Raw genomic sequence first — 21234 nt, 5'->3', positions numbered from 1 at the left:
ATAGTCCGCGATTATATCCGATGCATCCGGCGGGAGCGCCGGTGTGTCGCCGGAACCGTCGCCGCGAGGCCTTCCTCCAGGTCGTAGGGCGGCTGCCAGCCGAGGCGGCTGCGCAGGCGCGAGTCGTCGACGGCGAGATCGCCCAGCAGACGGCTGGTTTCTGCGCGCTTTCCCGTCACAATACCGGCCAGTCGCAGCAGCGCCGGCGGAATGGCCAGTAGTCTGGGTTTGCGGTGCATTGCCCGTGCGATGCTCCGGATCAGTTCCGCCGTGGAAAGGGGCGCGCCATCGCTGATCAGGAAGGTCTGGCCGATAGCCTCGGTGCTCAGCAGGCTGCTGGCGATGGCATCGGTCAGATTGCCGACATAGACCAGGCTGCGGCGGTTCCGCACGGCGCCGAAGGGCAGCGGAATGCCGCGTCGCACCATTTCGACCAGCCGCCCGAAATTGGCCCGGACGCCGGGGCCATACACCAGCGGCGGCCGGAAGACGGTCAAGCCCAGCCCGGTTTCGGACGCGATCCCGGCGAGCGCCTGTTCGGCCTCCCATTTCGACCATCCGTAAGTATCTTCCGGCGCTGGGGTCATGGCTTCGGTGAAGGGTAAGCCTTCCGGACTGGTTTCGCCGTGGACCTTGACCGAACTCAGATAGACCAAATGTCTTACACCGGCTTGCGCCGCAGCCCTGGCGAGGCATGCCGTGCCGAGCACGTTGACCTGGCGGAACCGGCTCGAGGGGTCGGGGTCGGTCTCGCGCATGACATGGACCCGGGCAGCCAGATGGACGACCGCGTCGATGCCTTCGACCATGCCGGTCCAGTCGGTGGCCGGGCCGATATCGCCGATGGTGCGGACGCCGGCGATTCCCGCCGGCAATGCGACGTCGTCGCGGCGGACGGCGGCGATCACCCGATGCCCACGTTCGACCAGTGCCTGCACGAGGTGGCAGCCGACGAAACCGTTTGCGCCAGTGACCAGAACGTTCATCGCGCCAGCATCTCACGGTACAGTGACAACGTCTGGGCCACGACGCTGTCTAGCGAAAACTCTTCTTCCGCGCGGGTCCTGCCGCGGGTGCCCAGGGTCCGGCGCAGTGCCGGATCGGCGATCAAGCGTTTCAGGGCGGCGGCGAGCTCCGCCGGATCACCGCGCGGAACCAGCAGTCCGTTTTCCTCGTGGCGGACCGCCTCTCGGCAGCCGGGCACGTCGGTAGTGACGATGGCCCGGCTGCAGGCGGCGGCTTCGAGGAGGGATACCGGCAGACCTTCCCGGTAGGACGGCAGGCAGACGATGTGGCACTGCGCGAGCACCTTCGGCATGTCGCTCCGAAAACCCCAATATTCGACCACGCCCGAATGCTCCCATTCCCGCAACTGCGCCTCCGCTATGGCCGACGGGTTCTCTGCGTCGCGCTGACCCACCAGGGCGAAGCGGGCCTGTACCCCCTCCTCACGCAGCCGACGGGCGGCTTCCACGAATTCGCCGACACCCTTGTCCCACAGCATACGGGCAGGCAGTACCACGAGCGGCGGACCCTCCGGTTCCGGAGTCGGCGAGAATTTCTCCAAGTCCACGCCCGAGCCCCGGATTAGGCGGATGCATTCGGGTTCGACCACGCCGTCTTCGGTGAGCTGGCGCAGGTCGTCGGGATTTTCCACGATGGTCCGGCAGCACGGCGCATTCAGCAAACCGCGGAAGGCGGTTTCCACCGCCGGCCGCAGCAGCCTCGCGCTCATCCGATCCGAAGTGAACAGAAAGCCGAGGCCGGTCAGCGCATTGACCACTGCGCGCCGGCCCGTCAAGCGCGCGGCGAGTGAGCCGTAGATCACCGGCTTCATGGCAACGTGGTGGACGATGTCCGGGTGCTCACGCCTGTACAGGCCCACCAGGTCGGTGATCAGCCGGACTTCGGTCAGCGGATTCCTGCTGCGCCGTGACAACCTCAGCGGGATCAGGCGCAGTCCGGCGGATTCGATCACCTGTCCATGTTCGGCGACGCGGGTCGCGACGCTCACCTCGAAGCCGGCCTGTTTGGCTGCCACTGCCAGGGATAGTCGATGGAGGCAGAAGAACCAGTCTTCGGTAACGACGAACAGAAGGTATGGGCGGGGCATGGGAATTCGTTTTCCTCAAGAATCTTCGAAGACCTGTCAGAAGAGACCGGAGCTGTGGGCCGGCCTGGGCGGATGCAGTCCGGGTCGCGATTCTACACGGCGACACCGAGTTTGTGGGATGCAAGCCCGAAGGGGCCGCTTTCGCCCCTGGATTTGCACCGGTCGGCGGCGTATCGCTAGAATCCTTACGTTTTGCCCCCCAGCATACCGGCCGATTCGGGCAGCCGTGCTGGCAAACCCATCCCTCGGCAGTGATTTCATGCTGTTCAATTCCTACGGATTCATTTTTGGCTATCTGCCCCTGGTCTGGGGTGGCTTTTTTCTTATCGCAAGACACAGCCATAAGCTGGCCGCCCTATGGCTCGCCGCGGCATCGTTGTTCTTTTATGGCTGGTGGAATGTCAAGTTCCTACCGCTGTTGCTCGCGTCGATTGCATTCAATTACGCGGTGGGCTATGCCATCGGACATGCCAGTGATCCCCGGACAGCGAGGCATCTTCTGGCCGGCGGTATCGTCGCGAACCTGCTGCTACTTGGGGTGTTCAAGTACGCCAATTTTTTCATAGGCAGCATCAATGATGTTCTTGGCCTCAACATCGAGCTGGCAAGAATCGTCCTGCCTTTGGGTATTTCCTTTTTTACATTCACGCAAATTGCTTTTCTCGTCGATGTTTTTCGCGGTATCGCCAAAGAGTACGACTTTATTCACTACGTGCTGTTCGTAACCTATTTTCCGCATCTTATCGCGGGACCGGTATTACATCATAAACAGATGATGCCCCAGTTCGCATCGGCTTCCATCTACAGGCCGCAGTATTCGAACATGGGGATAGGACTGACCCTGTTCACGATCGGTCTGGCCAAGAAAGTGCTGCTGGCCGATTCCTTCGGGGAATATGCGGATCCCGTGTTCGCCGCGGCAAAGGAGGGCTTCGAACCCAGGCTCGTCATGGCCTGGACCGGAGCTCTGGCTTACACGTTCCAATTGTATTTCGATTTTTCAGGATATTCCGACATGGCGGTTGGTCTGTCACGGATGTTCGGTGTCCAACTCCCGGTGAACTTCAATTCGCCCTACAAAGCGTGGAACGTCATCGAATTCTGGCGGCGCTGGCACATGACCTTGTCGGCCTTTTTGCGGGATTATTTGTATATTCCGCTGGGGGGTAACCGCCTGGGACCGGCGAGACGCCACGTCAACCTGATGATCACGATGCTGCTCGGCGGGTTGTGGCACGGCGCCAACTGGACTTTCGTCGTCTGGGGCGGGTTACATGGCTTATTCCTGGTTGTGAATCATGTCTGGCACGGGTTGCGCAGGCGGTTCGGGTTTACTCCGGGCGAACCGACCGGTGCGGCTAGAATAGCAGGGGTTTTAGTCACATTTTTCTGCGTGGTCATTGCCTGGATAATGTTCCGGGCCGATTCCCTGGCTTCCGGTTTGGTCATAATCAAGGGTTGTTTCGGTATGTCTGGTATTGCGTTATCGCCAAGCCTCGGCGCTGTTGCGGAAGCATGGGGTCTTTATTCCAAGGAATATGAGGGGTTCGTTGTTTTGACGGGATGGTTTGAGGGAAATGCTGCGCTTAACGTTCCTGGTCCGCTGAAACTGGTAATCATGGTGCTCACCGGTTTTGTTTTGGTTTGGACGCTTCCGAACAGCCAATCCATGGTTCTGCCCGAATATCGTAGCGAAAGATCGATATTCTCGAGCCGTCAGGCCATGCTGGGGCTTGCGGTATCGGCAGGTTTGATGGCGGCCGTTGCGTTGACTAGCGTCAGTAGAGTAAGTGCATTTTTGTACTATCAGTTTTGATGTGAGTGAATCGAAGTTATTAAGTCAAGATTAATGTATTACGATCAGAAATATATTTTATATTTTTTTTCGGCGCTTGTGGCAGGTTTGCTGTTGATTATTTCGTTCGGGTTTTATGTTGAACCCGTTACTGGGGATTTGACGCGGGTAGGAGGCTGGGCGGAAAGAGATTACGGCTGGGTAAATATATTGCCAGAGATACCGGTCGATGACAATGTCAAGGATGTTGGGTCCGCAGACATACTCGTGCTGGGCGATTCATTCTCTTGGGCCAATATGTGGCAATCCGTGCTTGGAAGATCTCTCAGCCGTCGAGTCGCCTCGCATAACTATGTGCAATTCAACTGTATTGCTGACTGGTTGGAAATGCTCGTCAGGGGTGGGCACGTGGCGGGAAAGGAAGTGATCGTTGAAAGTATCGAGCGCCTGTTCGTAAGCCGGTTTAGTGAGGTCGAGGATTGCCGTGGGTCCAGATCGAGTGAAGCGCTTGCAGTTCAGCCATTCGATGTTTCGGCGAACAGGGAAGTTCCGACTTATAAGCGAACTGGAAGAACGATTCCAACTGATGTTGTTTATCTGTTGAAGGTCGCTATGAATTCTTTGCTATTGGAGATGGGGGGAGGTCGGCGATCTATTTCAGGGTTGGCCGTCAACGCGCCGCTTGCTTCACGCGATCTTTTTTCCAATCGTCGTTCTGATCGTATTCTTTATTATTACGAAGATGATGCGGAGAGCACCTGGAGCGATGAGCAGATCGGCAAGGCCGTCTTCTCTATATTAGCCATCCAACGCCGTATCGAGGCGGCGGGAGGGCGGTTTCTGTTTGTGCTGGTGCCGAATAAGTCGAGTGTTTACGCCCGTTTCATCGTAGGGAGACCGGACGTGGAGCGGTATACCCCCATCGTTCGGAGGCTGCGTGATATGGGAGTGGGGGCCGTTGATGTATTGGCGCCGTTTAGCGAGCATGCGGAAAAAGAAGCCGATTTCTATCTGCCGGATGATACCCATGTCAGTACGAAAGGGTATCGGGTCCTGGGCGAAGTCATCGCCGGGGAGATGAGGAAGATGGCGGCTCGCTGAATGTGTCCGATGCTATTTTGCCGCCAGCAACAGCCGGTTCCTGAGATATTCGAACAGGGTCGGATGATGCCACAGGCGTGAAGGAAAAACGCCCGGCACGGTCCGCAAGTTGTGGGCACGCACGTCTTCCAGCGCCGATTGCATCAGGGGGATGGCCTTGGCGATCTGGTGCAGGGGATAGGTGTTGAAATCGTCTTTCTCGTCGACTTCTATGATGCCCTGGTAGAGGACGCCGCCGGTGTCGATACCGGCATCCACCAGGTGGACCGTCACCCCGCAGTTTTCGCGGTCGTCGTTCGCAATCGCCCAATAGCCGCCATGTACACCGCGGTAACGTGGGGTAATGCCCATGTGGGTGTTGAGGAAGGGCACCTCGATCGCGTCGAGAACTTCCCTCGAGATGATTCGCGTGCCGTTGACGACGACGGCCTGGGGAGCCAATTCGCGAAGCAAGGCGATGGTCCGATGCGAGTTGACGGTGTCGACCGGGATTACCCGGTCTTCGGGCAGTGGCGCGTCGTCGAGGCCGTAAGCCGAAATGAGCTCACGGATTCTTTTGGCGGAAAACCGCGCCAGAAGCTTATTGCAGGCAATGAATAGGATCTGGCCCATGGTTGCCATCAGTCCCAGTTTTTCCATTCTCCTCCGTGCGAGGCGGGCCAATGAAACGGGCGTTTCGACGATTATGGCGGCAACCTGGGCATGGGGCGCCAGGCCGTGATACATCATGCGGGAATAACGGCTGTCGGTGCACAGAAATACGATTCGCGTTTTTCCTTCAGGCATGGGCGGATTCCGCCAGGGTGTATAGCTCTCGCATGTTCAGCGAGCGCATGCCGTGCTCTTCGCGCAGACGGTCGTAGTGATGGGCGATGCGTTCGAGGAACGCCATGTTCTGGGCCGTGTTCGTCCCGAAATTATGCGGATGCCACCAGAGGTGGAATATGCGCTTGTGGACAGCGGCATCGTCCATCGCTTGGGTGATGCGCTTGAGGCGCAGTCCGTCCAGCCATGAGAGCTTTTTGGAATAAGGACGCAGGAACCGGCTCGCTGGGAAATTATACGGCCGGCTGGCGACGGTCGCCGCCATTGCATAGGTGTGGTGTCCAGAAACATTGAAATAGGTATCGAGGAGCCGGAGTCCACGTCTCAGCCGGTGTTGACCGGAATCGCCGGTGGCCCGATGTATCCAGCCCGATTCATTGCCGCGATAGGATTTGATTCCCATTTCGTTCAGGGTGGCAAGATAGTCCGTATTCCATTGGTTTCTGGGAAAGACCAGGCTTTCGACCGATATTCCTTTACTCTGTGCCACAGCCTTCGCCCTTGCGATATCGGCCTTGAAGTCATCCACCGACTGGCCGTCCTCCAGGCAATAGTAGTGCGAGAAGGTGTGGGTGGCGATTTCCTGGCCATCGTGGGTGGCAATATGCGCTATCAGTTCCGGTGCGAAATGATAGCGGGGATCCAGCCGGTCGGCGTTTTCCAGATATCGGTAAGGGCATAGTTCCTTCCGCCGATATTTCGGCAACGAGACCGGCAGATTCCGTTTGAGCTGATCGAGGTTTTCGAAAAACAAAAAGCCCACCGTGGCCCATGTGGCGTGGATCCCATGGGTTTCGAATACTGTGAGCATTTTCCGGACGGCGGTTGCGACGCCGGCCAGGTTGTCCTGGTACTGGTCGAGGCGGAATTTGTCCCTTACCCCCCAGTACAGCTCGAAGTCTAGGGAAACGGTGAATACGCCATGGTCCAGGTTCATGAACGGCTCCTTCGGCGGCTTGGGGGTGGGCAGGTGGATGCCAGAATTTCCTGCAGGCGGGGGAGCTGGCTTTGCAGGGAGTAGGCGCGCACGACCTTTTCGCGGGCCGCCTGGCCCAGGCGCTGGCGCAGGACGGCATCGTTGGCCAGGGTCGTGATGGCCTCCGTCCATTCGCCATCATTGGAGGCGAGAAAGCCATTGACGCCGTGTTCGACGATCTCGGTGTTCACACCCACCGGGGAGGCGATGACGGGTTTGCCGCAGGCCATGTACTGGACCAGCTTGTAGCCGCATTTCCCCCGTTCCCAGGGAAGATCGGCCAGGGGCATGATGCCGACGTCCAGCGTGTCGAGCAGCTCGTGTTCGCGCTGCTCCGACCAGGCGGGGCGCTCGGCCCCGGAAATCCCGACATCCGTATCGCCCGCGCCGATGAGGACCAGGCGCAAGGCCGGCGCGTCGGCGACCCGCTGTAACGGGATACGCACGGGACGCAGAAATGGGGCGGTCGAGGGCGTACCGATCCAGCCGATCCGGACCGGCTCGGCAGGGTCCCGCGGCCGCAATTTCGGCTCGGGATAACGGTTGAGATCGATGACGCTGGGGACGATTTCCACCCGCCTCGCGCCCGCCTGCCGTGCCCGTTCCCCCAGATAGGGGTTACCGGCGACCACAACCGCGGCGTGGCGCATCACCTCATCGATCTTTGGGCCCAGCAAGGCTCGGAACAGCGGATTTCGGTGCCGGTCGTAGTTGTGGAAAACGGCATCGTCGTAGTCGGCCACATACGGGATGCCCAGCCGTTGCAGCAGGGTCTCCGCCAGCGCCGGCAGCCAGGGGAACAGTTCCTTTTCGATCCACAGCAGATCGAAACGCCGGGCCTTGCAAAGTGCTGACAGACGCTGGAAATAGGCCGCGATGATGTGGCGAAGCCGCCGACGGTGCCGTCCGTACAGGGCTGCCAGGTAGGCGTTGGACAGGAAGAAGGAAGTTTCGATCTCGATTCCACTTTCGGCCAGATAAGGGAGGTATTGATAGAACCGCACGCGGCTGCTGGCGCCGAGCGTATCGTAGCGGGTGAGGGCGAGAATCCTCATCGGCGGTTCCCCCCCCCCAGCCGGCTGAGCGAGGCATAAAGCCAGCCGAACGCCTTCCAGGTGTCGGAAAACTCGCCCAGGCTGCCTCGGCCCAAGGCGTAGGCCGAGCGCGCCAGCGGTTCCAGCAGCAAGACGGCGCCCGCGACCAGAAAGGCTTCGATCCCGGCCAGGTGCTTCCGGGCGTACAGCAATTTGCTGTTCGTAAGGTAATAGAGGCGGCGCGCGCTGATCTGGCGGGATACGCCACCGCCCCGGTGGAATATTTTGGCCCTGGCGAGGTAACGGCTGTCCCATCCGGCACGGCGGGCGCGCAAGGCGAAGTCCAGGTCTTCGTAATAGACGAAGAAGCGTTCGTCGAAACCATCGAGTTGATCGAACACGGCGCGCCGCACGAAAAAGAAAGCGCCGATCACTTGATCGACGTCACGGTCGGTGTCGTGGGGCCACTCGTTGAGGAAATGCGGACTTATCCAGCCCGGAAACAGGCGGTCCAGCCCGAGCGCTTGGCCGATGAGCCGCCAGGCCGTGGGGAAACGGGCGCAGCATCGGGCGATGCGGCCGGCATCGTCCAGGCACTGCACGCCGCAAATGCCGACCTGCCTTCCCGCTTCCGACTCCATGAACTCCAGAGGGATGCTCAGGGCGCCAGGATGGAGGCGTGTATCCGGATTCAGGAACAGCAGATAGCCGGCATTTCCTTCGCGTGCGCCGAGATTGCTGGCCCGGCCGAAGCCGAGGTTGGCCGGGTTGCGGATGACGCGCAAGGCATAGGACGGCGATGGCAAGCCGTCCGCTGACCCGTCGGAGGAGGCGTTGTCGACGACGGTGACCGTAAGGGGGGCGGCTTCGTTTCGGGAAGTCTCGATCGATCGCAGGCATTCGCGGAGCTGGGTTCCGGAATTCCAGTTGACGATGACGATATCGATGCCTTTCATGCTTGTGGCTTCGCGCATGGCAGCGGGATTTTTAGAGTCTGTCTTGAAAAAGAATATGGAGGATCGTAGGGCGGATAAGCGGCAGCGCATCCGCCAAATTCGGCTCCGCCGCTCTCCGAGTCGGCTCCGCCGCTTTCCGAGTCGGCTCCGCCGCTTTCCGAGTCGGCTCCGCCGCTCTCCGAGTCGGCTCCGCCGCTTTCCGAGTCGGCTCCGCCGCTTTCCGAGTCGGCTCCGCCGCTCTCCGAGTCGGCTCCGCCGCTTTCCGAGTCGGCTCCGCCGCTCTCCGAGTCGGCTCCGCCGCTCTCCGAGTCGGCTCCGCCGCTTTCCGAGTCGGCTCCGCCGCTTTCCGAGTCGGCTCCGCCGCTTTCCGAGTCGGCTCCGCCGCTCTCCGAGTCGGCGCGGAGGTGGATGCGCTACGCTTATCCATCCTACCTGAGCGGAGAATTTTCCTGATTTCAACTGATTGAGTTCGCTTGAATAGATTTTTCAAGACAGGTTCTTAGAATTTCGGCCGTTCCCAGCTCAGCGAGAAGTCGTAGTTGTCCCAGGCCAGGTTGGGACTGTAAGCCGGGTCGTTGCGCAGAAAATCGCCCCAGCGCTCGCGCATGTAGGCGCATTCCCGCAGGAACCGTTCGATCTTGTCCGGCGCGGTGTCGTTGCCGCGGCTCAAGGATTCGTGGTGGTAAAGTTCCGCGGCGGGCGTCCAGACGTTCCGGTAGCCGGCGGCTTTCAGGCGCAGGCAGAGGTCTACGTCGTTGAACGCCACGGCTAGGTCCGGGTCGAAGCCGCCGATGTCGGCGAAGCTCGTCTTGCGGATCACCATGCAGGCTGCGGTGACGGCAGAGAACTCCTGCAGCAGCACCGCCCGGTCACAGTAGCCGGGCAATCCGCGCGGCAGGAACTTGTGGGCATGCCCGGCCACCCCCCCGACCAGGATCACGCCGGCATGCTGCAGACGGTCGTTCGGGTACCACAGGCGCGCGCCCACGGCGCCGATCCCGGGCCGGGCCGCGAGGCCGAGCATCTCACCCAGCCATTCTGGGCTGATCACCTCGATGTCGTTGTTCAGAAAGGCCAGATACTGCCCCCGGGCATGTTCGGCCGCCCGGTTGTTGATGGTCGAAAAATTGAATGGGCTGGGGTCTGGAATCACCCGTACCCCGTGGGCTGCGATCTCGCGGAAGTATTCCAGCGTCTGCGCTTCGTCGCTGCCGTTATCGATCACCAGGATCTCGTAGTGGTCGTACGCCGTGCGCGTTTCGATGCTTTCGATGCAATTACGCAGCAGGTCGGCCCGGTTCCGGGTCGGGATGATGATGGAGACCAGCGGCCGGTCCGGCGTCGGCGGGAAATGGACCGAAAGGCCGCGGGTCGCTTCCCGGCTGCGTTCTATCCTCGCTGGCTCCCCGCGCCGTGCCAGATGGGCCGCAACCGCCTTGCCGTAGACGTCGAGTTCCCCACTGCAGTCCTCGCGGCGGGAGTACGGGTGATGGCAGAGAACCGCGGGAATGTGGGCGATGCTTTCGCTGCCGTGGTTTTCGTAGATTTTGAATACGACTTCGGGGAGGGAGCAGGGGCCGGAGAGTTTCGAGAACCCCAGCTTTTCCAGACTGGCGGCGCTGAAGAAAACCGGCGTCTGGAGGTAAAACCGAGCCAGGGAAAATTCGTAGTTCCAATCCGGTTTGAACTCGGCGAAACAGCGGTGTTTGCCCTTGATCAAGTAATCGTGGTCGTTGTAGATCAGTTTGAATTTCGGATAGCCGTCCATGCATGCCGCGACCCGGCTGATTGCATCGGGGGTGAGTCTGTCTCCCGCCTGCAGGAAACACACGAATTCCGAACCTTCCGGCACGACCGGCCGGAATGTGAGCGGCGGCAGGTCCGGTTCCACGACGGCGACATGGCTGACGAGGCCCTGGAAATCCTGGGTGCGGATCGACTCCAGCGTCACCTCGATGTCTTCCGGAGACGCCGAACCGGTGGAGCCGACGATGAATGCGATCTCCAGCGTGTGCGTGTGGGAGATCTCCACCTTGGAGCGTATCTTCGCCTCGCCCCAGGGATGGCGGACCCAGAGGGCATAAAACACAGTGTAATTCAAGGTGCCCAGGAGCAGCATGGCTGGCTTCTTGACCTCCCCGGCCAGCACCATGCCCAGCGCGCGCTTCAATGCTTGTCCCAGGGGTTGCCGGTAGATGGGGATGAACGGAAGACCGAATATCGCCAGAGCGGTGTAGCGCAAGGTTTTCACCACGCGCGAGCGCTTCAGGAATCCTGGCATCAGGGTATGGCGAGGGATCGTCGGGCGGATCCGGAAACGGACGGTACGCATCGAGGGGTACGGAGGAGGGGAGTCGGGCTACTTCGTGACAGCCGGGATGGGTTGACGCATCAGGCAGCGAAAAAGCAGCTTGAGTATATAGCTTTTGGGGCCTTTCCAGGCCATCGCCGAGTTCAGATAAGACAACAGGACGGTGGGGCCATGGTGAGCGGAGCGTCCGCAGGCCGAATACCACAGCAGGGCGAAATCGCGATGGAGCCGTCCCAATGGAATGCCGCATCGGTCGGACACTGCCCGTGCCAGCGTTTCCAGCCAGTGGCGGGCTTCGGCCAGCTGGTCCGGGGAGCCCTGAAAGGCGAGGGAAAACAGGTCGATGTGGAGCATCTTTTGATCGGCCGCAGGCGCCAATCCGAACGATTCCAGATGTTCGAGTCTTACCCGGTCGCGGGTGGCTATCTGTTCCCCCTTGTTGGTGTTACTGATGTTTTCGGGATGGGAACGGTAGCGCACCAGGACCTGGGGCAGGTTGCCGATGTACGTATGTCGGGCGAGCCTAGCCCAGAGCTCATAGTCTTCCGCGTGCCGATAGTCCTCCCGGTAGCGGAGGCCGTGGCGGTTCAGGACCTCCATACGTACGATCACCGAGCTGTGAAGAAACACATTATCGTCGAGCAGCCCGTAAACGATCTCCTCGTGCCGACACGGCGGGCGGATCGTTTGCCGGAGCGACTCGTGGAACAGTTCGTAGGCGGTTCCGCACATGCCGATTGCGGGGTTCGCATCCAGGAAAGCCACCTGCTTTTCCAGGCGTTCCGGAAGTGCGATGTCGTCGCAATCCATCCGGGCCACGAACTCGGTCTGCACCAGGTCGAGTCCCCGGTTCAGCGTTTTCACCAGCCCCAAATTCTCGGGATTCCGCTCCACCTGCACGCGGGGATCGCCGAAGGACTGGGCGATGGCGAGGCTGGCGTCTCTCGACCCATCGTCGATGATCAGCAGGATGAAGTCTCGAAAGGTCTGGCCGAGAATGCTCTCCATGGCGGCGGCGAGGTACTTCTCGCCGTTATAGACCGGCATAAGGATGGTCACGCGCGGGGTTGGGCCGGGAGGGCTGAAACGATGTGTCATGTCGCGGTGGCGGACATGGGGGGTCCATTATGCACTGTGAAACGGGCAATCATACAATGTCGTTGGTACGGCTGACGCGAAGGATAACAAGTAGTCGCCGTCGTGTCTCACGCGATTTTGATACGCTTCCAGCAACGGTAGGCCAGCTTCAGCGTGTATGCCGGATTTCCTAGAATACCGAACGGCTGTCGGAGGAACTGAACGAACACTTGCAGGCCTTGATCGGCAAGCCTGCCGCAGGCTGAATACCACAGTCTGTTGAATTCGAGAAAAGTCTTCAAGGGGTGCTGGCGGCAACGCCGGACGCCGACACGATAGAGCTTCGCAAGCCAGATGCCCGCCGCCTTCAGCTCCGGCAAACCGCCTTCGAAGCGCATGTCGAACAGTTGCCGATGCAACACGGCATCGGCGGCCTGGGGCTCGAGCCCGAGATGGGTCCGGTGGATATGCCTTATCTTCGCCGCGGCGATCTGCTGCTCCTGCCTGAAGCGGGAACTGGTATTGGCGGGATGAAAGCGGTACCGGACCAGCACGCGGGGCAGGTTGGCGAGACGGCTGTAACGCGCGAAACGGACCCATAATTCGTAATCCTCGGCGTGGGCGAATGCCGGATCGTATCTGAGCCGGTAATGCTCCAGCACGCTGCGCCTGAACATCACGGTATTGTGAGCCATCACGTTGTCGAAGATCAGCGCATAACTGATGTCTTCATGAGTGGTTGGAGGGCGCACCACGATGCTTTCGGTGTCGGTAAATCGCTCATAGTACCCGCCACATAATCCGACGTCCGGGTGGGCATCCATGAATGCCAATTGCTCCTCCAACCGGTAGGGTGTCGCAATATCGTCGGCGTCCATGCGGGCGATATACTCGGACTGAATGAGATCCAGGCCTTCATTCAACGTCCGGATCAGCCCTTTGTTCGTAGGATTGACCTTCACCGAAATGCGAGGGTCCTTGATGGATCGAAGGATTTCCAAACTGGAATCCGTCGAACCATCATCAATCGCGAGCAGTGAGAAATCCGCGTAAGTCTGAATCAGGATGCTTTCCAGAGCTTCGCGCAGATATATTTCGCCATTGTAGACGGGAAGCAGAACAGTAATTCGTGGTGCAGGTACCTGAGTCGTCACGAGTCGTGTCTGTGAGTCGCAAAACAAAAGCTACACGGTAAATACGATGGGCCTAATCGGGAAGCTCATAGGAGTAGCCGAAATTGGAGAAATCATCACGGTATCTGGCGTAAACCGCTTCCTGGCTCTTCTCGTCGTAGAATTCGCGAAGCCTGCTGCGGCCTGCTTTCGTCTTGTTGAGGTGTCGAAGCTGTGGGATGTCCGTGTGCGGAATACCCAGTTTTTCGAACGTCGCCTTATAGTCGAGCGCATAGTTTTCAAAACGCCCGATATGGGTGTAGGTAATCCTGCCAAAATGGATATTGATCGTCTGGCTTCGCCAGTGCGGATCCATCTCTTGATCGGTCTGTCCGACGACCGCTTCGATGAATTCCAAAAAATCGCCTGGCGCTGTACCATGAGGCATCCTCCGAGCCTGAGGATTATCCATCGTCGCATTGCTGTCGAATTTATTCAGATAACAGGAAAGCAAGCGCTGATAAGGGTTTCTCACGAAAGTGACGAAACGGTACCCTTGTGCTGCCAAGCTGCTTAGTGTCGGGTTTGGAAAAATGGGTGCGAAAGACTTGAGCGGAGACGCATCATAATGAATGACCTCCGGATTCAGTGGATCGAGATTGCTCTCGCTTCCCCGAAGTTCCAATTCGGCCATGGCGGATTTCAGGGAGGTGCATCCGGTCTTTGGGTTGTCGATATACACATAGCGATAGCGGCGTGATACATAAACTCCGAAGATGAAATCCGTGAGTGGAATGGCGCGCAAGGCATTGCGGGTGATTGGGCAGGTGAGTTTCGTGATCGTAACTCTTGCGCGTTCGATGCTGGTCAATCTGTTATGGAAGGCCATGCTTTTTTCTGGGATCGGTGGGAATGGAGGCGGATGCGTAATTCAATTGAACCGGGGAAAAAATTTATTGTATGCCTTATGGACGATTTGTCGCGCATTATGTCTTTTGGGTGTGGAGTATTGATCGCCAATATCAAGACGGAGTCCATGCTCGCCGAGAGTGCGTGCGAAAAGATCCAGCCGTTGCTTATATGTGTCTCGGAACTCCGTGAATGCTTGCTGGGTGAGTAAGTGATCGACCAGGTCGTGCGCTTTGGCGTCGCCGATGTCGGCAACAGAAATATTCGGCAGTGCAAAAAAGTCGGTCAGTTCGCGAGCACGTTGATCGTTCCAGATAAAAATGGCTGATATTCCGGCTTGCATGGCCACTATCCCGCCATGGAACCGATCCCCGAGATAGAAATCCGCTTGGGTGCAGAAAACCCGCCATGCATCAAGATTTTGAAAATACCAGAAATTGTCGAATGGAATCTTGCTGCCAAGAATATGCTCCAATACCGGCTTGCAAAGCTCCGTCCGGACTCGACCGGTCGCATCGTTGTACAGACTTTCGTCGCCCTTGCAGGTGCGTGCGATGGTCAGGAGCTCGTCCTGCATGATGTAGTGGCTTTTAGTGTCACGGAACAGCGAGATCAGTTTCTGACTTCGCGGCGACGGGTTAGTGAGGTGTCCAGAGGCAATCGCTGTGGCAGTGTTTCCCCCTGAGGGGGGGGGCCACGGCAAGCATATTCTGCGGATACACATAAAGGCTCGGGCATCCAAGTGCTTTTGCGCGACTGAATCCCACGCTATGGAGCCAATTTTCCGTTTCTCTTCCTCGCACTCCGAAGATCAGTGCCTTCTGGTCAAATAGGTACAACAGCCGTTGCGAACCTTCGGGTAAGGTCGAAAGTGTCGGAGGTAGAGAATCCTGCATGCCGATGCCGAAAACCATGAGGTCGGTTTCGAGTGCGCTGACAGCATCGGCAAGGTCGCCCAGGTCGAAATCCTGCCTGATAGCATTTGCCATAAGGAACACAACTAGATCGAAGTGTTTGCGGATTTCGTCCCGTATACGCTCAGCACTCCATCCTAGTGCCAGTAGTCGCGTGAGGTTTAGATGGCAGGATCGGGCACGGTCAATTTCAAGGATTCGGCTCAGTGACTCGCCGATAAGCATGTTACCGGTATTTTCGGTGAGCGAAACATTCGTTTCTATATTACGTAAGGATGTTCGGGCCGGGCGTGGCATGCTGTCCGAAAAAGGCAGTTGGCCTTCGAATGGATAGCGAGTGTCTGTCGGAAGGCGTGTAAAAAGAACACGGGGCAATCGCATGGCTATTCGTTAATCGTGTTGATGGCTTTCTGATGCGGGGAGAATTTGAAGTGCAATGGGGGCGTAGCATCCCAGTTTGTCTCCTCTGCGCCTACTGATATTTTGAATCAGGCGATCGTCCGTGCTGGCCGCAAATAGATCGATGGTAATAATGTTTTCTTGCTCGAAAAGGTGTTCCTCGGAGCCCCATAAGTCAAGTCTGACAAAATAGGTGCCGGGCGTCAGATGGTGGTCCCTAATGTGGAGGCCGAATCGATGTAGTCCAGGTTCGAGATCATCCAGTTGAGCTTTACATGTCAGTACCAGTGCCCCAATGGTGTTTATGAAACTGAGGGTGAATACAAGCCGAAAGGCGCGCTGCGTCGTGATAAATCCTAGTGCAAAATTCAGCGGCTTATTGAAGCCTGCAGCGGTTTCTTCCCGTAGCCATCGGAAGTTTAGCCCACGAAGCCAATCAACTTTGGTTTTCAATGGCAAGCGACCGTCTTCGGTGGCCTCGGCACTTAAATATTTGGTAATGGTTTGGCTGGTATCAGAATCGCAAACTATTTTTCCATGATCGAGCAGCAATGCCCGCTGCGTCAATTGCATGATGGAATTCATGTTGTGGCTGACGAACAATAAGGTGCGCCCTTCCTGTCCGATTTCGTGCATTTTTCCGATGGATTTTTTCTGGAATCGGGCGTCACCAACAGCAAGGACTTCATCAACGATCAAAATCTCGGGATCAATATGGGCCGCGACGGCAAAGCCAAGGCGGACATACATGCCGGACGAGTAATGCTTGACCGGGGTATCGAGGAACTGCTCGACCTCGGCGAACTCGACGATTTCGTCGAATTTCCTGCTGATTTCGGCCTTCGACATGCCCAGCATGGCGCCATTGAAGTAGATGTTTTCTCGCCCTGTCAATTCAGGATGGAAACCGGTGCCCACCTCGAGCAGGCTGGCGATGCGTCCCCGGATTCTGATCCTGCCGGTGGAAGGCTCCAGCGTGCGCGAGAGAATTTTCAAGAGGGTCGATTTGCCCGCGCCGTTCCGGCCCAGGAGTCCGATTCTTTCGCCGGGCCGGATTTGAAAAGAGATGTCCTTCAGTGCCCAGAATTCTTCCGTCTCGTCTCGCTGGTTTCTGCGGGCGCGGCGGAGGAGGGAACGGCTGAGGTGGGATAACGAGCCGGCCAGGGCGTCCCGTAGACTGTCGTTGGGGCGGTTGCGCTGATGGTGGAGGATGAAAGACTTGCCGACGGATTCGGCTTGGATTGCGTAAGACATGTTCAGAGCAGTTCGGCGAAACGCTTTTCGATGCTGCGGAAATAGGCGATGCCGCTGGCAGTTGCGAGGGTGGCCATGCCCAGCGATATTGCAAGCTCCTGGACGGGTGGCGTTGGTGAATTGGCAAAGACCGACCAGCGCAGTCCCTCGATGATCCCGGTGAAAGGGTTGAGCGCGTACCAGGCGCGCCAGCGCTCGGGGATGATCGCCGCGCTGTAGGCGATGGGCGAAATATAGAGGCCCATCTGCAAGGCGAACGGCACGATTTGGCGGAAATCGCGGAAGCGTACGCTCAATGCGGAAACCCAGACGGCGCAACCGAAAGTGAGCAGCAGGGCCAACAGAAGGATGAGCGGCAGGAAAAGTATGTTCAGGGTCACCGCGACCTGCTGCCAGGCCAGCAACACGGCCAGCATGGCCAGCCCGACGGCGAGTTCGACCAAATTGACGATGACCCCGCTGATCGGAATGATGATGCGCGGGAAATAGACCTTGGTGATGATGTTCTCCTTGTTCGCAAGGCCAAGGCTGGCTTCGTTGACCGCACTCGCGAAAAACTGCCAGGGAATCATCCCCACCAATACCAGGGCGGCGTAGGGCGCTCCTTCGGAGGGAAGGCGGGCGAGCCGTCCGAAAATCAGAGTGAACACGATGATGGTGAACAAAGGCCGGACCAGCGCCCAGGCTAAACCGATCGCGGTCTGTTTATACCTGACCAGAATGTCGCGCCAGGCCAGAAAATAAAACAGCTCACGGTAACGCCAGACATCTCTCCAGTAATGGCGTTCGCTTTTTCCTGCTTCTATGATGATTTCTGGATGGCTGGACACGGAGATTGGATTTGCAGTGAAAGTAAAGTTTTCGAGCGCGTTTAAGTTGGGCGTTTTCAATGAACTGATTTCGGTGATTGTTATTCTTTTTCGGGTTGCTGATGATTCCTATCGGAATATAATGAGGATAAAATCAACGGCAACGTACCCGCGTGTAACGTGAAGGACGTGCCGATGATACTATTTATGCCTCGCCACCACGCCCTTGCGCTCTAGATGTGGCATCGCAGGCGTCTATCGGACGCAAATTTTACCAGGAAATGCCGGAGGGCGTCCAAGAGTCCGCTGATTACCGTATGCGCGGCCGCGTATAGACCAAAGAGGAGCAGATCGCGCCGAGGCGCCGGGCTCATTGGAATGCGTGTCGGATCGTTCGAGCAGTTCGCTTTTAAGGAGCGACAAGCCGCTTTGATGCGGCTTGATCGGTTCGGCATATCTTTGGTCCGAAGAGAGAGTGGAACCGTAGCAGGCGTAGGAACTGCGTTTTGATAATGGGGGTTGTCTCACAGTCTATGGGATCGATCCCGTCAAGTCGTGTTGTCCGCTGAGCGGCTAGCCCTGAGCGAGGTTGAAGGGAGTCGAAGCGATCTGTCGCGAGCTTCGACTCCGCTCGGCCTGCGGTGGATTGGGTTTGACTAAAGGTATTCTTGGGGTGCGCAGCGTTTCCCAAAGCTTAACGTATTGGCGTGGTGTCCTGAATGCGGTGATAATGAAATTTTTGTCTTCATACTGACTTTGGTTTTTTTATGGTGATTGACTTTAAGTTGTTAGTAGATGGATTTCGTAAATAATGGGATTTAGTGAGATCAAGAGCGATCAATACGGATTCGGTGCGGACGGTATGTATGGCCTTGGGGCCTTACCGCAATCTGACGACGTTGACCGCATCCATTCTATTTCTCCATCCTAAATGTCAAGTGCTGAATCACGGCGGCCAAAGAATATTTGGGGATGGCAGGCTGGACTGGATTGCGAGCTATGATTATAAGGTATTCCAGAATTTCTTGCGTTACTCTATCTATATATCGAAAGGGGGGATGCGAGGGCAGTATGGTGGGTCTATAATTCACTCGCATGCCTTTGATGAGAAATACAATACGTCAACTCTTTTCAGGGGGGCGGCTCTCGGTTTAGTGAAAGAAAATATTGACAGCTTGTTTTGGAAGGAATCTTTACGGATATCTAATCATATCCGGTCGAGTGGTGTTGAACTCTTCGAGTTGCTCGAGAAGGAACCAAGGATAAGGTTTTTGATGCCCATAAGAAATCCCATGGACTGTTCCAAATCAAACATTTTGACCGGGCATGTCGGTTTGTTTGGTCGGGAGCTCGAGCAGCCGTCCGAAGAAGATGTGCTGGAGTTGATCCTTGACGAAATTCTTTGGTTTAAGAGGCTTCAATCATCAAGGCCGGATCGTTTTTATTATTTTTTTGAATTTGATCTCGGCTGGAATGTATTGGTTGATATGGAGAAATTTCTCTGCCTGACCCCGAATGCCGAATGGGCTTCGATAGCATTAAAGGCGTGTTCCGTAGAGTCCAAGTATGATCACAGTGATTCATTCGTTTCGTATTTTCGTGATTCGGTAACAAGGAAATTTGCAGGATACCCTGAATTTGCTAATAACATGTTGAAATTTGCGGCCGGAGCGACTTGAATAGGGATCGCTCAGTTTTATTGGGCTCCGTGTCGGATGATTGAGCTTTTTCGGCTTATCGATGATCAAGCTTTACTATCCAATAAAAAAAAGAATCGTCCGTCGTCCGCGGACTGCCGACGCCGGTAACGGGAGTGGCCCTGCCGTGTGCATCGCGGAGCCGTTTCCACAGGCTAAGCCGCCGGATGCTTCGCCCCTGCTCACCCGCCTTTACCAAAGCCGTTCGGTTTTCGTGCCCGAAGATTTGGGGCGCTCGCTGAACGAACTTCCGCCGCCTTCGTTGTTGAAAGGCATGGATGCGATGACGGCGGAGCTCGAAGCTGCAATCCGCGGGCAGAAGTCGATCATGATCGTGGCCGATTTCGATGCGGACGGTGCGACGAGCTGCGCGGTGGCGATGCGGGGCTTGCGGGCGCTGGGCGCGGAGCAGGTGTCCTTCATCGTGCCCAATCGGTTTACTTGCGGTTATGGTCTCACACCGGAGCTGGTCGAACTGATATGTCGTGGCAGCGCCACTCCCCCCGATGTGCTTGTTACCGTGGATACCGGCATTGCCTGTCATGCGGGCGTGGCGGCGGCCAAGGCGAGGGGCATGAAGGTGCTGGTCACCGATCACCACTTGCCTGGGGAGTCGCTGCCCGCGGCGGATGCTATCGTCAACCCCAATCTGCCAGGCGACGAATTTCCCGGGAAGGCGCTGGCCGGTGTCGGCGTCATTTTCTATGTGCTTTCGGGACTGCGCAGCCGCCTGCGCGAGAGCGGCTGGTTCGAAGGCGCTCGGCAACCGCCCAACCTGGCGGAATTGCTGGACCTGGTAGCACTGGGAACGGTGGCGGATGTGGTTCCCCTGGACCGGGTCAACCGTATCCTGGTGCATCAGGGATTGCAGCGCATTCGCGCAGGGCGTGCCTGCCCGGGCATCCAGGCGCTGCTGGAGGTGGCCGATAGGAATCGGGGCGCGGCCGTTCCGACAGCGGGTACCCTTGGATTCACGCTGGGGCCGCGGCTGAACGCGGCCGGCAGGCTGGACGACATGAGCCTGGGTATCGCCTGCCTGCTGGCGGATGATATGGTCGCGGCGAGGGAGCTTGCGGAGCTGCTGGATCAGATGAACCGCGAGCGGAAGACGATCGAGGCCCAGATGCAGGCCGAGGCTTGGGAGATGCTCCAGATCGCGATCCCGCAGCAATCCGACCCTCGGACCGGCTCGGCCGCGATCGTCTTCGATCCCGCTTGGCATCAGGGGGTGATCGGTATTTTGGCCTCGCGGATCAAAGACCGGCTGCATCGGCCGGTGATCGCGTTCGCACAGGGCGAGGACGGTCTGCTTAAAGGGTCGGCGCGGTCGATCTCCGGGGTGCACGTGCGTGACGTCCTGTGTGCGGTCTCGGCCCGCCATCCCGGCTTGATCGTTCGCTTCGGCGGCCACGCAATGGCGGCCGGCCTCACCATCGAGGAGAGCCGGCTGGCGGCGTTCACGGCGGCATTCGAGGCGGAAGTTGCGGATTTGCTCGAAGGGGTGGACTTGGAGCATACGGTGGTCACGGATGGGGAGCTGCCGGCGGCCGACTTCCATCTCGATACAGCGCGCTGCCTGCGCGATGCCGGCCCTTGGGGGCAGGGGTTCCCCGAACCCTTGTTCGACGGGGAGTTCGAGGTGCTGGGTATGCGGATCGTCGGTGAGAAGCATCTTCGCTTGAGGCTCCAGGTGCCTGGTGCGGCGCGCCAAGTGGAAGGGATTGCGTTCTTCGTCGCTGATCCACCGGAATGGCTGGGATGCCGTCGGCTGCGCGCAGCCTTCCGGCTGGACGTCAACGAGTTTCGGGGCGTTTCCAGCCTTCAACTCGGCATCGAGTATATGGAGCCGGTGTCCTAGGAATGTGCGGGGCAGAACGATCGAGAAGTCATCGAAAAACGGCCCGATGCGTGGAAAACGAATGGCGACCCGTGACCCCCCTACCGTCCGGAGC

19 protein-coding genes are annotated in these 21234 nt (G+C 58.1%); 4 read left to right on the top strand and 15 right to left on the bottom strand.

The window, feature by feature from the left end; translation table 11 throughout:
* Positions 1–11: 11 nt before the first annotated feature.
* Together N4J17_RS00580 and N4J17_RS00575 are read right to left on the bottom strand one after the other, a co-directional pair.
* Complete coding sequence (locus N4J17_RS00580; RefSeq protein WP_198322432.1) at positions 12–986, bottom strand: UDP-glucose 4-epimerase family protein; 975 nt, start codon at positions 984–986, stop codon at positions 12–14.
* Positions 983–2113, bottom strand: coding sequence for a glycosyltransferase family 4 protein (locus N4J17_RS00575; RefSeq protein WP_198322433.1), 1131 nt, complete (start codon positions 2111–2113; stop codon positions 983–985). The genes N4J17_RS00580 and N4J17_RS00575 overlap by 4 nt, the downstream gene beginning before the upstream one ends.
* Before the next feature lie 259 nt (positions 2114–2372).
* On the opposite strand from N4J17_RS00575, the gene N4J17_RS00570 reads away from it, so the two are divergent.
* Both N4J17_RS00570 and N4J17_RS00565 read left to right on the top strand, forming a co-directional pair.
* On the top strand, positions 2373–3929 hold the full coding sequence (locus tag N4J17_RS00570; RefSeq protein ID WP_198322434.1) for an MBOAT family O-acyltransferase: 1557 nt from the start codon (positions 2373–2375) through the stop codon (positions 3927–3929).
* A gap of 33 nt (positions 3930–3962) precedes the next feature.
* Positions 3963–5009 carry an alginate O-acetyltransferase AlgX-related protein gene (locus N4J17_RS00565; RefSeq protein ID WP_198322435.1) on the top strand — a complete coding sequence of 349 codons (1047 nt, stop codon included), beginning with the start codon at positions 3963–3965 and terminating at the stop codon, positions 5007–5009.
* A 12-nt stretch (positions 5010–5021) separates the two neighbouring features.
* Here N4J17_RS00565 and N4J17_RS00560 read toward each other — a convergent pair whose 3' ends face one another.
* From N4J17_RS00560 to N4J17_RS00505, 13 genes are all read right to left on the bottom strand, one after another.
* A complete protein-coding gene (locus tag N4J17_RS00560) occupies positions 5022–5795 on the bottom strand; it encodes a formyl transferase (RefSeq protein ID WP_198322436.1) in 774 nt (257 codons plus the stop codon).
* Positions 5788–6771 carry a polysaccharide deacetylase family protein gene (locus N4J17_RS00555; RefSeq protein ID WP_198322437.1) on the bottom strand — a complete coding sequence of 328 codons (984 nt, stop codon included), beginning with the start codon at positions 6769–6771 and terminating at the stop codon, positions 5788–5790. The genes N4J17_RS00560 and N4J17_RS00555 overlap by 8 nt, the downstream gene beginning before the upstream one ends.
* Positions 6768–7865 (bottom strand): glycosyltransferase family 4 protein, encoded by a 1098-nt coding sequence (locus tag N4J17_RS00550; RefSeq protein WP_198322438.1) that lies wholly within the window; start codon positions 7863–7865, stop codon positions 6768–6770. The genes N4J17_RS00555 and N4J17_RS00550 overlap by 4 nt, the downstream gene beginning before the upstream one ends.
* Entirely contained in the window at positions 7862–8800 is a 939-nt protein-coding gene (locus tag N4J17_RS00545) for a glycosyltransferase family 2 protein (protein ID WP_198322534.1), read from the bottom strand. Before N4J17_RS00545 ends, N4J17_RS00550 begins: the two co-directional genes overlap by 4 nt.
* Before the next feature lie 31 nt (positions 8801–8831).
* Positions 8832–9227, bottom strand: coding sequence for a hypothetical protein (locus N4J17_RS16540; protein WP_370525837.1), 396 nt, complete (start codon positions 9225–9227; stop codon positions 8832–8834).
* 72 nt (positions 9228–9299) lie between these two features.
* Positions 9300–11132 (bottom strand): glycosyltransferase family 2 protein, encoded by a 1833-nt coding sequence (locus tag N4J17_RS00540; protein WP_277458331.1) that lies wholly within the window; start codon positions 11130–11132, stop codon positions 9300–9302.
* 27 nt (positions 11133–11159) lie between these two features.
* On the bottom strand, positions 11160–12170 hold the full coding sequence (locus N4J17_RS00535) for a glycosyltransferase family A protein (RefSeq protein WP_338457620.1): 1011 nt from the start codon (positions 12168–12170) through the stop codon (positions 11160–11162).
* Positions 12171–12316: 146 nt separating this feature from the next.
* Complete coding sequence (locus N4J17_RS00530) at positions 12317–13342, bottom strand: glycosyltransferase (RefSeq protein ID WP_198322441.1); 1026 nt, start codon at positions 13340–13342, stop codon at positions 12317–12319.
* A gap of 52 nt (positions 13343–13394) precedes the next feature.
* On the bottom strand, positions 13395–14189 hold the full coding sequence (locus N4J17_RS00525; protein WP_198322442.1) for a sulfotransferase family protein: 795 nt from the start codon (positions 14187–14189) through the stop codon (positions 13395–13397).
* Positions 14190–14231: 42 nt separating this feature from the next.
* Entirely contained in the window at positions 14232–14786 is a 555-nt protein-coding gene (locus N4J17_RS00520; RefSeq protein ID WP_232470360.1) for a polysaccharide pyruvyl transferase family protein, read from the bottom strand.
* 61 nt (positions 14787–14847) lie between these two features.
* Positions 14848–15504, bottom strand: a complete 657-nt coding sequence (locus tag N4J17_RS00515) for a polysaccharide pyruvyl transferase family protein (protein WP_232470361.1) — start codon at positions 15502–15504, stop codon at positions 14848–14850.
* Between the two features lie 9 nt (positions 15505–15513).
* Positions 15514–16776: an ABC transporter ATP-binding protein gene (locus N4J17_RS00510; RefSeq protein ID WP_198322443.1), complete on the bottom strand. Its 1263-nt coding sequence runs from the start codon at positions 16774–16776 to the stop codon at positions 15514–15516.
* Between the two features lie 2 nt (positions 16777–16778).
* Complete coding sequence (locus N4J17_RS00505; protein WP_198322444.1) at positions 16779–17606, bottom strand: ABC transporter permease; 828 nt, start codon at positions 17604–17606, stop codon at positions 16779–16781.
* A gap of 845 nt (positions 17607–18451) precedes the next feature.
* Here N4J17_RS00505 and N4J17_RS00500 point away from each other — a divergent pair.
* Both N4J17_RS00500 and recJ read left to right on the top strand, forming a co-directional pair.
* Entirely contained in the window at positions 18452–19264 is an 813-nt protein-coding gene (locus N4J17_RS00500; protein ID WP_198322445.1) for a hypothetical protein, read from the top strand.
* Positions 19265–19409: 145 nt separating this feature from the next.
* Positions 19410–21140, top strand: coding sequence for a single-stranded-DNA-specific exonuclease RecJ (recJ, locus tag N4J17_RS00495; protein ID WP_277458329.1), 1731 nt, complete (start codon positions 19410–19412; stop codon positions 21138–21140).
* Positions 21141–21234 lie beyond the last annotated feature (94 nt).

The sequence above is a fragment of the Methylococcus capsulatus genome, from assembly GCF_036864975.1.
GTDB lineage: Bacteria > Pseudomonadota > Gammaproteobacteria > Methylococcales > Methylococcaceae > Methylococcus.
This window is presented reverse-complemented; position numbering and strand designations above follow the sequence as displayed.